The organism is Micromonospora sp. NPDC005174 (genome assembly GCF_040608495.1).
In the GTDB taxonomy this organism is placed as follows: domain Bacteria; phylum Actinomycetota; class Actinomycetes; order Mycobacteriales; family Micromonosporaceae; genus Micromonospora.
This window is the reverse complement of sequence record NZ_JBEXIJ010000053.1, coordinates 16160-29735: the sequence shown is the minus strand read 5'-3', so window position 1 is coordinate 29735 and position 13576 is coordinate 16160. Positions and strand designations below refer to the sequence as shown.

Genomic DNA, 13576 nt, shown 5'->3' with positions numbered 1-13576 from the left:
GCAGCCGGCCTGGACTTGCAGGAAGAGTCGCAATACGCCGCCCAGCAGGCGCTGGAGTCCGTGGACCAGTTCCGCAACAGTCAGCGCCATCTGACTCCGGCGTGTCCTGGCAATAACTTCATGATCGACGGGCAGAACGGGAGTGGGAGTGGGAGTGGGAGTGGGAGTGGGAGTGGGTGGCGGTCTGGGAGGTTTGGTTGGGGTTGCGCGGGGGATGTGCTGCCGGACGTCTGTGACGTGATCGGCGCGGCATCCGGACAACGACGACTGTGCGCCGCACGTCGCGTTTTAGGATTGACCGGCGGCTACTCCGGGCATACAGCGCGGTGATGAGGAAAGGAGGACAGCATGGCTGACGTGGCGAATGCCCGCACATCCCGAAACGGGAGCGAGCCCTCCACCGCCGAGCTGGTGCAGCGGGCCACCGAACAGGTCTCCCGTCTGGTACGCGACGAACTGGCGCTGGCCCGAGCGGAGTTGACCGAGAAGGGCAAGCACGCGGGCATCGGGATCGGTCTGTTCGGCGGCGGCGGAGCGATGGCCTTCTACGGCCTGGGTGCCCTCGTCGTCACGGCGATCCTGCTGCTGGACCTGGTGCTGCCCGCCTGGGCCGCCGCGCTGATCGTGGCGGTGGCGCTCTTCCTGGTGGCCGGCATCCTCGCGCTGGTCGGCAAGAAGCAGGTCAGCCGTGCGGTCCCGCCGGTGCCGGCGGCAACGGTTCGCAGCCTCCGGGCTGACGTGGACACCGTGGCCGCCGCGGTCAAGGACAGGGGACGGGCATGACGGGCAACGGGACGGGCGACACCGAGGCCCTGCGTGAGGAGATCCGCCGTACCCGGGTGGAACTGGGCGAGACCATGGAGGCGCTGGCCGCCAAGGCGGACGTCAAGGCCCGCCTGAAGGAGTCCGCCGAGCAGGCGCGGGAGCGGATGCGCGAGCAGGCGGCACAGACCGTGGCCCGGGTCCGTGGGCAGGCCGCGCGTGGCGCCGGGATGGCACGTGCCCAGGCGTACGACAAGGGCGGCCTGGTACGCGAGAAGAGCGAGTTGGTTCGACGCAACCCGGTGCCGTGGGCGGCGATCGCCGCCGGCGCGGTGGCCACCGTGGTGGTGCTCATGATCGTGCGGGGGAGGCGTAGGTGAGCAGGAGTATCGGCAAGGTCGCGTACCGGCCGGTCGGCGTGTTGCTGGGTATCGCCGCGGGTACGGTGGCCGGCGCGATCTTCCGGCAGGTCTGGAAGGTCACGGCGGGCGACGGCGAGGCGCCGAACGCCACCGACGAGGATCGCCGGTGGGGCGAGATCCTGGCCGCCGCGGCGTTGCAGGGGGCCATCTTCGCGGTGGTCCGTGCCGCCGTGGACCGGGGCGGAGCGGTCGGCGTCCGCCGGATGACCGGCCACTGGCCGGACTGATCGGACTGACCGACGCATAGACGTCAGGCCCCCTTCCATATCGACGGGAAGGGGGCCTTTCGCACGACTCGGAACGCCGCCCAGCGACCTGAGGCATCCGTCAGGTCACATGTCGGAGAAATTCGTCGGACAGGTCGTGCAGAGTTTTTGCGTACGTGATTTGCTTTCCACGCTGTTGCGAGATGGCGTGGGTTGAGAGAAGTCTCCTTCGCGGGGGCCGCCTCAGACGCCGCTGCTCGAAAACGGCCAATCGGCCGCACGGCGTGCACGGCCGCCAGTTTTAGAAGGAGATACACATGGCGCAGGGAACCGTGAAGTGGTTCAACGCTGACAAGGGCTTCGGCTTCATCACCGTCGACGGCGGGGGTGCTGACGTGTTCGTCCACTTCTCGGCCATCCAGTCCAGCGGCTACCGCACGCTGGAGGAGAACCAGCGGGTGGAGTTCGAGATCGCCCAGGGTCAGAAGGGTCCGCAGGCCGAGCAGGTCCGTCCCCTCTGACGCACCGGCCGGCCCCCGCCGGTCAGGGCTCGTTGAAGTGAAGCCCCGTATCCCCACCCGGGATGCGGGGCTTTCCACGTCCGGCGGTCAGAGTCGGCGGCGCGAGCGAAGTCCCAGCCAAAGCGCCACGAGCCCGGCCAGGGCCACGATCGGGCCCAGCACCGCCCAGAGCGTCTCGTCGGTCATCACGCTGCCGTCGACGTAGCCGAGCCCCTGCACCGTCCACACCGCACCGACCACAACGGCCAGCAGGCCGAGGGTGAGTGTCAACCAACCCCTCATCGCGCACCCTTCTCGCCGGGTCGGGCGGCACGCCGCCCCGAGTGTCCAGCATCGTCGGTCCGACGGCGCGACGCGAGCACCCGGGGTCGGCGGCTCACCACCGGTCGTGCACCTGCGGGCGGATCAGCTCGTCGTAGACCTCCCGTACACCGGCCAGTTGGGCGGCCGTGAGCGGCGGCAGGTCGGCCGCGGCGGCGTTGCGCCGGGCCTGCTCGGCGTCGCGCGCGCCGGGGATGACGACGGTGACGCCGGCCTGGTCGAGTACCCACCGCAGCGCGAACTGCGCCATGGTGCGGTCGGCGTCGACGAGCGGCGCGAGCCGGCGTACGGCCGCGAGCCCCTGCGTGTAGTCCACGCCGGAGAACGTCTCGCCCACGTCGAACGCCTCGCCGTGTCGGTTGTAGTTGCGGTGGTCGTCGGCGGGGAACTCGGTGTGCTCGTCGTAGCGGCCGGAGAGCAGACCGCTGGCCAACGGCACCCGGGCGATGATGCCGACGCCGGCCTGCGCGGCCGCCGGCAGCACCTGCTCCAGCGGCTTGTGCCGGACGGCGTTGAGGATGATCTGGACGCTGGCCACGCCGGGTCGCGCGATGGCGGTGAGCGCCTGGTCGCAGGTCTCCACGCTGACGCCGTAGCCGGCAATGGCCTTCTCGGCGACGAGGGTGTCCAGAGCGTCGAACACCGCGTCGTCGGCGAAGACGGCGCTCGGCGGGCAGTGCAACTGGACCAGGTCCAGGGTGTCCATCCCGAGGTTGGTCCGGGACCGGTCGGTCCACTGCCGGAAGTTGGCCAGGGTGTACGCCTCGGGCCGCTGCTCGACACGCCGGCCCATCTTGGTGGCGACGGTCAGCCCGGCGTCGGGGCGGGAGCGGAGGAAGCGGCCGATCAACTGCTCACTACGGCCGTCGCCGTACACGTCGGCGGTGTCCAGGAAGGTGACCCCGGCGTCCACGGCGGCGCTGAGCACGGCCATGGCGTCGGTCTCGCTGACGGTGCCCCAGTCGGCGCCGAGCTGCCAGGCGCCCAGGCCGACGACTCCGACGGTCCGGCCGAGCCGGTTGAAGCTGCGCTGTTCCATGCCCCGAGCCTAGTGATCGGGTTGCCGGGCTGCCACGCGAGTCGTACCGTGAGCAAGACGGACGTACGGTTTGGAGGCGACCATGTGGGATCCGACGACGTACCTGCGCTACGCCGACGAGCGCTCCCGGCCCTTCCACGATCTGCTCACCCGAGTTCCCGCCGTCCGGCCCCGCACGGTGGTCGACCTCGGCTGCGGCCCCGGGCAGCTCACCGCCACCCTCGCCGAGCGCTGGCCGGACGCCCGGGTCCTCGGCCTCGACTCCGCGCCCGAGATGATCGACCGTGCGCAGGCCCTGCCGACCCCCGTCGAGTTCGCCGTCGCCGACCTGCGCGACTGGCGTCCGACCGGCGACGAGGACGTGGTGGTCACGAACGCGGCCCTACAGTGGGTGCCCGGCCACCAGGACCTGCTGCGCCGCTGGGCCGGTGAGCTGCCCGCCGGCGCCTGGCTCGCCATGCAGGTCCCCGGCAACTTCGACGCCCCGTCGCACCGGGCGCTGCGCGAGGTCGCCGGACGCCCGGCCTGGCGCGCCGAGCTGGCCCCGCTCCAGCGCGCCGACCCCGTCGACGACCCGGCCGACTACGCGGAGCTGCTGACCGCCGCCGGCTGCGCCGTGGACGCCTGGGAGACTACCTACGTGCACCTGCTGCCGGCCGACTCCGCCGCCGACCACCCGGTGCTGACCTGGATGGAGGGCACCGCGCTGCGACCCGTCCGGGCCGCGCTGGACGCCGCCGGCTGGTCGGCCTTCCGGGCCGAACTGGGGGTACGCCTCGACGCCGCGTACCCGGTGCGGCACGGTCAGGTGTCCTTCCCGTTCCGCCGCGTCTTCGTCGTCGCCCGCACCGGCGGCGCCCCTGCACAGGAGAACCAGTGACCGATCTGACCACCTTCATCGCCGGTCTGCCCAAGGTGGAGCTGCACGTGCACCACGTCGGCTCCGCGTCGCCCCGGATCGTCTCCGAGCTGGCCGCCCGGCACGAGGGGCGCACCCCCGTCCCCAGCGACCCGGACGCCCTCGCCAGCTACTTCGAGTTCCGCGACTTCGCGCACTTCATCGAGGTCTACCTGAGCGTGGTCGACCTCATCCGGGACCCGGAGGACGTCTGGCTCCTCACCCACGAGGTGGCCCGGGAACTGGCCCGCCAACAGGTCCGGTACGCGGAGCTGACCATCACGCCGTACTCGCACGTCCGACGGGGCATCCCCGCGCCGGCCTTCTGCGAGGCGATCGAGGACGCCCGCAAGCGCGCCGCCGTCGACTTCGGTCTCGACCTGCGCTGGTGCTTCGACATCCCCGGGGAGGCCGGCCTCCCGGCCGCCGAGGAGACGCTGCGCATCGCGCTCGACGAGCACCCCGACGGGCTCATCAGCTTCGGACTCGGCGGCCCGGAGATCGGCGTACCCCGGCCGCAGTTCCGGCCCTTCTTCGACCAGGCCCGCGCCGCCGGGCTGCGCTCGGTGCCGCACGCCGGTGAGACCACCGGTCCGCAGACCGTCTGGGACGCCCTGCACGAGCTGGGCGCCGAGCGGATCGGGCACGGCATCTCCGCCGCACAGGACCCGGAGCTGCTCGCGTACCTCGCCGAGCGGCAGATCGGGATGGAGATCTGCCCGACGTCCAACGTGCGGACCCGCGCCGTGGCGTCCCTCGACGAGCACCCGCTGCCCCGGCTGGTCGAGGCCGGGTTGCTCGTGACCATCAACTCCGACGACCCGCCGATGTTCGGCACCACCCTCAACGACGAGTACGCGGTGGCGGCCCGACTGCTCGGGGCGGGCCCGGGGGAGCTGGCGGCGTTGGCCCGCAACGCCGTGACGGCGTCCTTCCTCGACGCGACCGGCAAGCAGCGGATCAGCGACGAGATCGACGCGTACGTGGCCAGCGCCGGCTGACGTACGGGGTGAGCGGGGCGCGCGGCGGGAGCGTGGGTGTGGGGGGACCTGAGACTCCCGCCGCGCGCACGGCTCCACCGGCCGGTGGGTGCGCGGTGCGCTGGCCGGTGGAACTGGTGGGTTCGTGCACTGATCCTGTCAGCCCGCAAGCGTCTGACCGCGCTCGTTAACCTCGATCTAAGGAAGACTTGTGCCGCCGCACAGCCCCGGCGCGCCAGCCGATCGGAGCGCTCCCATCAACCGATCGGCCCGGGGGTGCTCAGTCGTCGGTGGGGCGCTGGCGGGGCCAGCGACGGCCGCTGCTCTTCGGCTCCCGGGCGTCGCGTGCCATCCGGCCCACGAGACCGAACCGGCTGACCTGCCGGGGCGTCGCGTCGGGGTCGGCGAGCAGCATCACCACGCTGGCGCCGCCCAACCGGGCCCGGTCGATGCTGACCGAGCCGTTCGCCTGCAATGACACCCGCTTGGCGATGTCCAGGCCGAGCCCGGTCGAGCCCTGGTCGCTGGTGCCCCGTCGCAGCGCCCGATCCGGGTTGGCGATACCCGGGCCGGCGTCGTCGATCCGGATCGCCACGTACCCGTCGCGGCGGGACACGGCCACCTCGAACGCCGTTCCCTGCGGCGTGTAGCGGAAGACGTTGCCGATCACCGCGTCCAGCGCAGCGGCCAACTCGGCGCGCGGCACCGGCGCGGGGATGCGCAGCTGGGCGCCGGTGACCCGGTGCGGCCGGTTCTGGTCCCCGGCGAGCGCAGCCCAGAACACCATCCGGTCCCGGACCACCTCGCTGACGTCGCACATCGCCGGGCCGGCCTCGTGCGCCACCGCCTTGCGGGTGGTCTTGATCAGCACGTCGATCTCGCCCTCGAGGGTCACGATCGCCTGCCGGATGCGCCGGATGCCCCGCAGCCGGTCCAGCTCCGCCGGGCTGAACGAGCCCACGCTCGTGTCGTCGGACTCCAGGGCCTCCGCGTCCAACCGGAGCACGGTCAACGGCGTCCGCAGCCGGTGCGACAGGTCGGCCACCAGTTCGCGCTCGTCGGTGCGGGCCGCGTCCAGCCGGTCGGCCATCCGGTTGAAGGCGTACCCGGCCTCCGCCAGCTCCCGCGGGCCGGTCGGCTCCACGCGTACGCCGAGGTCGCCGTCACCGATCGACAGGGCGGCCTTGACCAGGCCCTGGGTGGCGTCCACCGCCCGGGCGGCCACCCGGTCGACCACCAGCACCGCCGCGCCGACCATCGCCGCGCCCACCGCGAACAGCAGCAGCCAGGTGCCACCGGCGCCCTCGCCCAGCGTCGAGTCCGGCACGAACACCTCGACCACGGCCGTCCGGTCACCGAGGACCACCGGGTCGAGCCGTACCACTCCGCCGTCCACGTCGGTGACCAGCGAGCGCCGGTCGGCGCGCGCCCGGTCCAGGTCGGTGCCGGCGGCGCGGCCCGCGGACTCGTCCAACCCCAACCCGTACACCACCGGCCGGACCGCGGCGTCGTCGCCGCTGGCCACGACGGCCCGTTCGATCACCGCCCGATCCGTACTCACCGCCAACGCGCCGGTCACCAGCGCGCTGCGTCGGGCCGCGTCGGCGATCGCCTCCTCCCGCGTCTGCTCCCGCAGGCTCAACCCGAGCGGGATCAGGAACGCGAGTGCGACGAGGCTGCACATGCCGGCCGTGAGCAGGGCCAGCGCCGTCCTCAGTCCGGTGCCACCAGCCGGAACCCGACCCCCCGCACGGTGCGCAGGTAGCGCGGCTTCGCCGCGGACTCGCCCATCTTTCGGCGGAGCCAGTACAGGTGTACGTCGATGGTCTGATCCTCGCCGACCGATGGCTGCCGCCATACCTCCTCCAAGAGTTCCCGGCGGGACACTACCCGCCCGGGTCGTGCGGCGAGATACGCCAGCAGGTCGAATTCCTTACGGGTCAGCGCCAGTGGCTCCCCGTCGAGGTGGGCGCTGCGCTCACCGACGTCCACGCGCAGACCGCCGACGGTGTGCACCGCCGGCTGTACCGTCCGGCTGGCCCGCCCGGCGCGCCGCAGGACCGTGGTGATGCGGGCGTCCAGGTGCGCGCCCGTGAACGGCTTGACCATGTAGTCGTCGGCGCCGGCCCGCAGCAGCTTGACCACCGACTGCTCGTCGTCCCGGGCAGTGGCGATGATGATCGGAATGTCGGTGATGCCGCGCAGCATCCGCAGCGCGTCCGAGCCGTCCAGATCGGGCAGGCCAAGGTCCAACACGACGAGGTCGGGCGTCTCCGCGGCGACGCGTCGCAGCGCGTCCAGGGCGGTGCCCACGGCGTGCACGGCGTGCCCCCGGTCAGCGAGGGACCGCAGCATCGCGCCGCGTACGACGTGATCGTCTTCGACCAGGAGCACGGAGGCCACGACAAGACGGTACTTGGCCTGGCAAGTTGATCGCGTTGCGACGTACCGGTGAACCATGCAAGCTGGTAAGACGATGTCCTTCACCCTGTTCGCCGATGCTCGCCTGGCGCTCGCCCGGGACAGCCTCGCCGGCCTCTCGACCGGGGACGCGTTGGGGGCGCGGTACGTCCTGCCGGAGCCCCCGCAGGATCTCACCGACGCCGCGCTGCCGCCCGCGCCCTGGGAGTGGACCGACGACACCGAGATGGCCTGCTCGGTCGTCGTGGAGCTGGCCGAGTCGGGCACGATCGACCGCGACCGGCTGGCCTTGGCGTTCGCGCAGCGCTGCGGCGTCCAACGCGGGTACGGTCCCGGCGCGATGCTGATCCTGCGACTGATCCGCACCGGTACCCCGTGGCCGGTGGCCGCCGCGTCCGCCTTCGACGGCCAGGGCTCCTGCGGCAACGGGGCGGCCATGCGGGTCGGCCCGTTGGGCGCGTACTTCGCCGACTCCACCGCACGTGCCGCCGCGCAGGCCCGCGCCTCGGCCGAGGTGACGCACGCGCACCCTGAGGGGATCGCCGGAGCGGTCGCCGTGGCGGTGGCCGCCGCGCTCGCCGCCCGGGCCCGCCTGGACGGCCACCGACCGGCCCCGGCCCGGCTCCTCGCCGGTGTCGCCGCGGCGGTCGACGGCGGCACCGAGGTACACCGCGGTGTGCACGCCGCCATCGGGCTGCTCGGGCGGCCACTGCCCCGCGTGGTGGCGACGCTCGGTAACGGCTCCCGCGTGACCGCCCAGGACACCGTCGCGTTCACGCTCTGGGTCGCCGCCACCCACCTCGACGACTATCCGGCGGCGATCCGTACGTGCCTGAGCGCCGGCGGCGACGTGGACACCACGGCGGCCATCGCGGGGGCGGTGGCGGCGGCGTACACCGGCGTCGGCACCCCGGGCGGGGTGCCCGAGGCGTGGCTGGCCGCCCGCGAGCCGCTACCCACCTGGCTGCCCTGACCGCGTGGCTGTCCTGACCGCGTGGCTGTCCTGACCGCGTGGCTGTCCTGACCGCGCGGTGTCCTGCCCTGCCTCACCGCCTGCACCCAGAGGCCGCCCAGGGATGTGCCACGGCCCCTTTGCTCTGCTTCAATCCGCGCAACAGTTCGGGGGCATGAGTGTTGCGCGGGTTGAAGCAGAGCAAAGGATGCGTGGAGTGTCAGCCCATCGCCGGCCCGGTGATGGACTGACACCCCGCCAGCCGGTACCGGTCGTGCTGCCTCAGCCGGTACCGGCGGTGCGGCCTCAGCCGGTACCGGTCGTGCTGCCTCAGCCGGTACCGGCGGTGCGGCCTCAGCCGGTACCGGCCGTGCTGCCTCAGCCGGTGCGGGCGGGAGTGGCTGCGGGGGCAAGCACCGCGACGGGCGCCGTGTCCGTGGGCGCGTCGGTGCCGTCCGGCTGCGGCGTCGGCGTCACCATGTCGGTCTCCGTCGCGCCGGTCACCTCCGCCAGCGCTGTCCGCTCCGCCGGGTCGCGTCGCCGCCACCGGCTGACCAGCCAACCGATGGCCGCACCGCCGCCCAGGCCGGCCAGCAGACCGGCGGCGAGCATCGCGTCGGCGCTGCCGGGCCCCTCGCCGGAGGCGCCCGCCGCGTCACCGCCGCCGGAGGCGCCCGCCGCGTCACCGCCGGAGGCGTCGTCGGCACCCTGCGCGCCGGCAGCCGGTGCGCCGTGGCCGCCGTGCGCGGCCGGTCCGGCGGCACCTGCGGCGCCCGGCGCGGCCGGCAGCAGCGTCAGCACCGGCGCGCGGTGCGCGGGGTCGGTGTCAGTCCACTGGACCACGATGCCGTCGGTGTACGTCTGGACGACCTCGAACCTGAGCCGCTCGGCCTGCGGCATCGGGCCCATGGACAGGGCCAGTTTGGCCGGGCCCGTCGAGCCTTCGCCGACGCGCACCCACGTCACCGCCGTGGTCACGGTGCTCACGCCGGACGAGTGGATGCCTGCCACCGGCTTGTCCAGGGTCCGGGAATCGATCTTGGGCGCCCAGCCGTCGACCGACATCGGGTAGACCTCGGCCACCGGCGCGTCGGCCGGCAACCGGATCTCGACCTGCTTGGTCGTCGTGCCGGCCCGCTCCTCGGGCACGGTGAACTCCAGCCGTACGGCGTCACCCTGCCGTGCCTCGGTCGGGGTGGTCGTCACGTCCGCGGCCTGCGCCGCTGCGGCCGGCCAGAGCAGCAGCCCGGCCGCGGTCAGCGCGGTCACCGCCGCGCTCCGCCGCCGGCGGCCACTGCCGTGCGTGCTCGCCATCTCGTGCCCCCATCCGTCTCGCGCGGCCGGCACCGGTTTCCGGCCACACCACCTAGTTCGGATTCGAGGCACGAAAGGTTCAACGCGAGCCGTCCGGAAGGCGCCGGCGGCGCGACCGATAGCATCGGCAGGAGCCGAGGATCGGCGCCGTTTCGTACCGCTTGGAGGAGTCACCGTGTCCGCACCCCGTACCCCCGCCGTGGCCGACCCCGTTGTCGTCGCCGCCGGGACGACGGCGGCCGACGCGGTGGCCGCGGCCGGACTGCCCGCGAACGGTCCCAAGGCGATCGTCGTGGTCCGCGACCCGCAGGGTCAGCTCCGCGACCTGGACTGGACCCCGGCCGAGGAGACCGTCGTCGAGCCGGTCAGCCTGGACTCGCCGGACGGGCTCAACGTGCTGCGCCACTCCACCGCGCACGTGCTCGCCCAGGCCGTGCAGGACGTCTTCCCCGAGGCCAAGTTGGGCATCGGCCCGCCCATCGACAACGGCTTCTACTACGACTTCGACGTCGCCAAGCCGTTCCAGCCCGATGACCTCGGCAAGCTCGAGAAGCGCATGCAGGAGATCATCAAGTCCGGGCAGCGGTTCCGTCGCCGCCGCTTCGGGAGCCTCGACGAGGCGCGCGCCGAGCTGGCCGACGAGCCGTTCAAGCTGGAGTTGATCGAGGTCAAGGGCGAGGGCCTGGACACCGACGAGGTGATGGAGGTCGGCGGCGGCGAGCTGACCATCTACGACAACCTCGACGCCAAGGAGGACAAGGTCTGCTGGTCGGACCTGTGCCGGGGCCCGCACCTGCCGACCACCCGCCTGATCGGCGCGTTCAAGCTGATGCGTTCGGCCGCCGCGTACTGGCGCGGGTCGGAGAAGAACCCCCAACTACAGCGGGTGTACGGCACCGCGTGGCCGACCCGGGACGAGCTGAAGGCGTACCTCAAGCTGTTGGAGGAGGCCGCCCGGCGCGACCACCGCAAGCTCGGTGCGGACCTGGACCTGTTCAGCTTCCCCGACGAGATCGGCTCGGGCCTCGCGGTCTTCCACCCCAAGGGCGGCATCATCCGCCGGGAGATGGAGCACTACTCGCGGCGGCGGCACGAGGAGGCGGGGTACGAGTTCGTCAACACCCCGCACATCACCAAGGCGCAGCTGTTCCAGACCTCCGGTCACCTGCCGTACTACGCGGACACCATGTTCCCGCCCATGCAGTTGGAGGGCGCGGACTACTACCTCAAGGCGATGAACTGCCCGATGCACAACCTGATCTTCAGGGCGCGCGGGCGGTCGTACCGGGAGCTGCCGCTGCGGATGTTCGAGTTCGGCACGGTCTACCGGTACGAGAAGTCCGGCGTCGTGCACGGCCTGACCCGGGTCCGAGGCCTCACCCAGGACGACTCGCACATCTACTGCACCCGTGAGCAGATGGCCGGCGAGCTGACCACGCTGCTCAGCTTCGTGCTCGATCTGCTGCGGGACTACGGCCTGGACGACTTCTATCTGGAGTTGTCGACCCGGGACGACTCGCCCAAGTTCATCGGCGCCGACGAGGACTGGGCGGAGGCGACCGAGGCGCTGCGGACCGCCGCCGAGACGTCGGGTCTGGAGCTGGTGCCCGACCCGGGCGGCGCGGCGTTCTACGGGCCGAAGATCTCGGTGCAGGCGCGCGACGCGATCGGCCGGACCTGGCAGTTGTCCACCCTCCAGGTCGACTTCAACCAGCCGGAGCGGTTCGGGTTGGAGTACCAGGCCGCCGACGGCAGTCGCCAGCGTCCCGTGATGATCCACCGGGCGCTGTTCGGGTCGATCGAGCGGTTCTTCGGGGTGCTCACCGAGCACTACGCGGGCGCGTTCCCGGCGTGGCTGGCGCCGGTGCAGGTGGTGGGCATCCCGATCCGGGAGGACCACACCGACTACCTGCACGGCTTCGTCGCGGCGCTGCGCGCCGAGGGCATCCGGGCTCAGGTGGACGCGGGCGACGACCGGATGCAGAAAAAGATCCGCACCGCCCAGCAGCAGAAGATCCCATTCATGGTGATCGCCGGTGACGACGACGTGGCCGCCGGCACGGTCTCCTTCCGCTACCGCGACGGTTCCCAGCGCAACGGGGTGCCGGTCGCCGAGGCGGTGACCCACGTCCTGGACGTGGTCACCTCCCGCACCAACGTCGGCCCCTCCGCCGCGGCGGAGTAGGGCTCGCGCGCCGCGCGTCATGGTTGTGCTCGATCCAGGAAGTAGTGGCCTCCCGCGCAGGGGAGGGCCACTACTTCCATGGTCGAGCACGATCACGCCCGGAGGGGCGTCGACTGGGTCAGATGCCGCAGTTCGGCGCTGACCAGCCGCCGACCGCCGCCACGTGGGTGTGGTCGTTGTGGTCGGGGTAGCCGGGGCCGAGGATCTGGGCGAAGCCGTGGTAGCGGGCCTGCTGGGCGAGTCGGCAGAACGAGGGTGAGCCGACCAGGTCCACGGCGTCGCCGTACAGGTGCCGGCTGTTCGACGCCCCGCCGACCGCGCTGTTGCAGGTGTAGCTGCGGAAGCTGCTGCTGATCGCGATGGGCACGTCGCCGAGGGCGTGCCGCAGGGCCTGGAGTTTCCACATGGAAACGAGCGCGTTGGCGCGGGCGGTGCTGGCCGAGACCGCGCCGCCGGACCAGGTGCTGTTGCAGTTGTTCAACTCGGCGTAGCTGAAGTTGGCAGGCGTGCAGTCGTCGTCCTGGAGCGCGTAGAGCCGGTTGAACGTCTGCGGGCCGGCGATGCCGTCCGCGCCCAGCCCGTACGCCTGCTGGAAGCGGATCACCGCGGACCGGGTGGCGGGGCCGAAGGCGCCGTCGATGGTGAGCACGGCGCCGTAGCCGGGGTAGCCGGCGACGCGGATCTGGAGTTGCCGGACGTCCTCGCCGGACATCCCCTGGGACAGGCTGCGACCCCAGGTGTAGCAGCCGTCCGCGTGCGCGGCGCTGGCGGTGAGGGTGACCCCGGTCACCGTGGTGACGGCGGCCAGCGCGAGCGCCGCGAGGATTCGGCCGAGCTGACGGATCATGTGAATCTCCATCCATTGATCTAATGAAATGAATGAATGGAAGTTTCATGGCTGAGTCTCGACTCCGTCAAGAAGTTGCAGCAGCGAGTTTCCGGTCACGGGTGTCGCGGCCCGCCGACCTGGCTCCGTAGGATCGGCTCGTGACAGGGGCGGAGCGACACACGGACAGCGGCGGCATGGCGGACGGCCTGGAGCGGCTCTGGACGCCGCACCGGATGACCTACATCTCGGGTGAGGACCGCCCCGCCGAGGGCTACGAGAAGCCGACCGGCTGCCCGTTCTGTCTCGCCCCCGGGCTGCCCAGCGAGGAGAGCCTCGTGGTGGCCCGTGGTGAGCGCGTCTTCGTCGTGCTCAACCTCTATCCGTACAACCCGGGGCACCTGCTGGTCTGCCCGTACCGGCACGTCGCCGACTACACCGACCTCGACGAGCCGGAGACCGTCGAGCTCGCCGCGTACACCCAGACGGCGATGCGCGTGATCCGCAAGGTGAGCAACGCGCACGGCTTCAACCTGGGCATGAACCAGGGCGGGGTGGCCGGTGCCGGCATCGCCGCCCACCTGCACCAGCACGTGGTGCCCCGCTGGGGTGGCGACGCGAACTTCATGCCGGTGATCGGCCGTACCAAGGTGTTGCCGCAGCTACTCGGTGACACCCGCGACCTGTTCGCCCGCGCCTGGCCGTCCTGACCCGCCGGGCCCGCCCCGA

The 13576-nt window shown here is 72.1% G+C and carries 15 protein-coding genes; 9 read left to right on the top strand and 6 right to left on the bottom strand.

Annotated features, from left to right (window positions below):
- Window positions 1-348 precede the first annotated feature (348 nt).
- The 4 genes from ABZU91_RS32010 to ABZU91_RS31995 all read left to right on the top strand — a co-directional run bounded on the left by ABZU91_RS32010 (window position 349) and on the right by ABZU91_RS31995 (window position 1911).
- A complete protein-coding gene (locus tag ABZU91_RS32010) occupies window positions 349-783 on the top strand; it encodes a phage holin family protein (protein ID WP_355248801.1) in 435 nt (144 codons plus the stop codon).
- Window positions 780-1142, top strand: a complete 363-nt coding sequence (locus ABZU91_RS32005; RefSeq protein WP_007458125.1) for a DUF3618 domain-containing protein — start codon at window positions 780-782, stop codon at window positions 1140-1142. Before ABZU91_RS32010 ends, ABZU91_RS32005 begins: the two co-directional genes overlap by 4 nt.
- Complete coding sequence (locus ABZU91_RS32000; protein ID WP_355248798.1) at window positions 1139-1411, top strand: DUF4235 domain-containing protein; 273 nt, start codon at window positions 1139-1141, stop codon at window positions 1409-1411. The genes ABZU91_RS32005 and ABZU91_RS32000 overlap by 4 nt, the downstream gene beginning before the upstream one ends.
- 296 nt (window positions 1412-1707) lie before the next feature.
- On the top strand, window positions 1708-1911 hold the full coding sequence (locus ABZU91_RS31995; RefSeq protein WP_013732668.1) for a cold-shock protein: 204 nt from the start codon (window positions 1708-1710) through the stop codon (window positions 1909-1911).
- Window positions 1912-1998: 87 nt separating this feature from the next.
- On the opposite strand, the gene ABZU91_RS31990 is transcribed toward ABZU91_RS31995, so the two are convergent.
- Window positions 1999-2193 (bottom strand): hypothetical protein, encoded by a 195-nt coding sequence (locus ABZU91_RS31990; RefSeq protein ID WP_355248795.1) that lies wholly within the window; start codon window positions 2191-2193, stop codon window positions 1999-2001.
- A gap of 94 nt (window positions 2194-2287) precedes the next feature.
- A complete protein-coding gene (locus ABZU91_RS31985; protein ID WP_355248792.1) occupies window positions 2288-3271 on the bottom strand; it encodes an aldo/keto reductase in 984 nt (327 codons plus the stop codon).
- A gap of 82 nt (window positions 3272-3353) precedes the next feature.
- Between ABZU91_RS31985 and ABZU91_RS31980 the strand changes: the two genes are divergently transcribed.
- A complete protein-coding gene (locus ABZU91_RS31980) occupies window positions 3354-4151 on the top strand; it encodes a trans-aconitate 2-methyltransferase (protein WP_355248789.1) in 798 nt (265 codons plus the stop codon).
- Window positions 4148-5170: an adenosine deaminase gene (locus ABZU91_RS31975; RefSeq protein ID WP_355248786.1), complete on the top strand. Its 1023-nt coding sequence runs from the start codon at window positions 4148-4150 to the stop codon at window positions 5168-5170. Before ABZU91_RS31980 ends, ABZU91_RS31975 begins: the two co-directional genes overlap by 4 nt.
- Before the next feature lie 259 nt (window positions 5171-5429).
- Here the strand turns inward: ABZU91_RS31975 and ABZU91_RS31970 are convergent, their stop codons facing one another.
- Both ABZU91_RS31970 and ABZU91_RS31965 read right to left on the bottom strand, forming a co-directional pair.
- Window positions 5430-6833: a HAMP domain-containing sensor histidine kinase gene (locus ABZU91_RS31970; protein ID WP_355248783.1), complete on the bottom strand. Its 1404-nt coding sequence runs from the start codon at window positions 6831-6833 to the stop codon at window positions 5430-5432.
- 29 nt (window positions 6834-6862) lie between these two features.
- Window positions 6863-7552 (bottom strand): response regulator transcription factor, encoded by a 690-nt coding sequence (locus ABZU91_RS31965; protein ID WP_074318485.1) that lies wholly within the window; start codon window positions 7550-7552, stop codon window positions 6863-6865.
- 73 nt (window positions 7553-7625) lie between these two features.
- Here ABZU91_RS31965 and ABZU91_RS31960 point away from each other — a divergent pair, with 73 nt between their 5' ends.
- Window positions 7626-8543 carry an ADP-ribosylglycohydrolase family protein gene (locus ABZU91_RS31960; RefSeq protein WP_355248780.1) on the top strand — a complete coding sequence of 306 codons (918 nt, stop codon included), beginning with the start codon at window positions 7626-7628 and terminating at the stop codon, window positions 8541-8543.
- Window positions 8544-8900: 357 nt separating this feature from the next.
- On the opposite strand, the gene ABZU91_RS31955 is transcribed toward ABZU91_RS31960, so the two are convergent.
- A complete protein-coding gene (locus ABZU91_RS31955; RefSeq protein WP_355248777.1) occupies window positions 8901-9836 on the bottom strand; it encodes a DUF1775 domain-containing protein in 936 nt (311 codons plus the stop codon).
- Window positions 9837-10011: 175 nt separating this feature from the next.
- Here ABZU91_RS31955 and thrS point away from each other — a divergent pair, with 175 nt between their 5' ends.
- Entirely contained in the window at window positions 10012-12021 is a 2010-nt protein-coding gene (gene thrS / locus ABZU91_RS31950) for a threonine--tRNA ligase (protein WP_355248775.1), read from the top strand.
- Between the two features lie 118 nt (window positions 12022-12139).
- On the opposite strand, the gene ABZU91_RS31945 is transcribed toward thrS, so the two are convergent.
- Window positions 12140-12868, bottom strand: coding sequence for a D-Ala-D-Ala carboxypeptidase family metallohydrolase (locus ABZU91_RS31945; protein WP_355248772.1), 729 nt, complete (start codon window positions 12866-12868; stop codon window positions 12140-12142).
- A 176-nt stretch (window positions 12869-13044) separates the two neighbouring features.
- On the opposite strand from ABZU91_RS31945, the gene ABZU91_RS31940 reads away from it, so the two are divergent.
- A complete protein-coding gene (locus ABZU91_RS31940; protein ID WP_355248808.1) occupies window positions 13045-13557 on the top strand; it encodes an HIT domain-containing protein in 513 nt (170 codons plus the stop codon).
- Window positions 13558-13576: the final 19 nt, after the last annotated feature.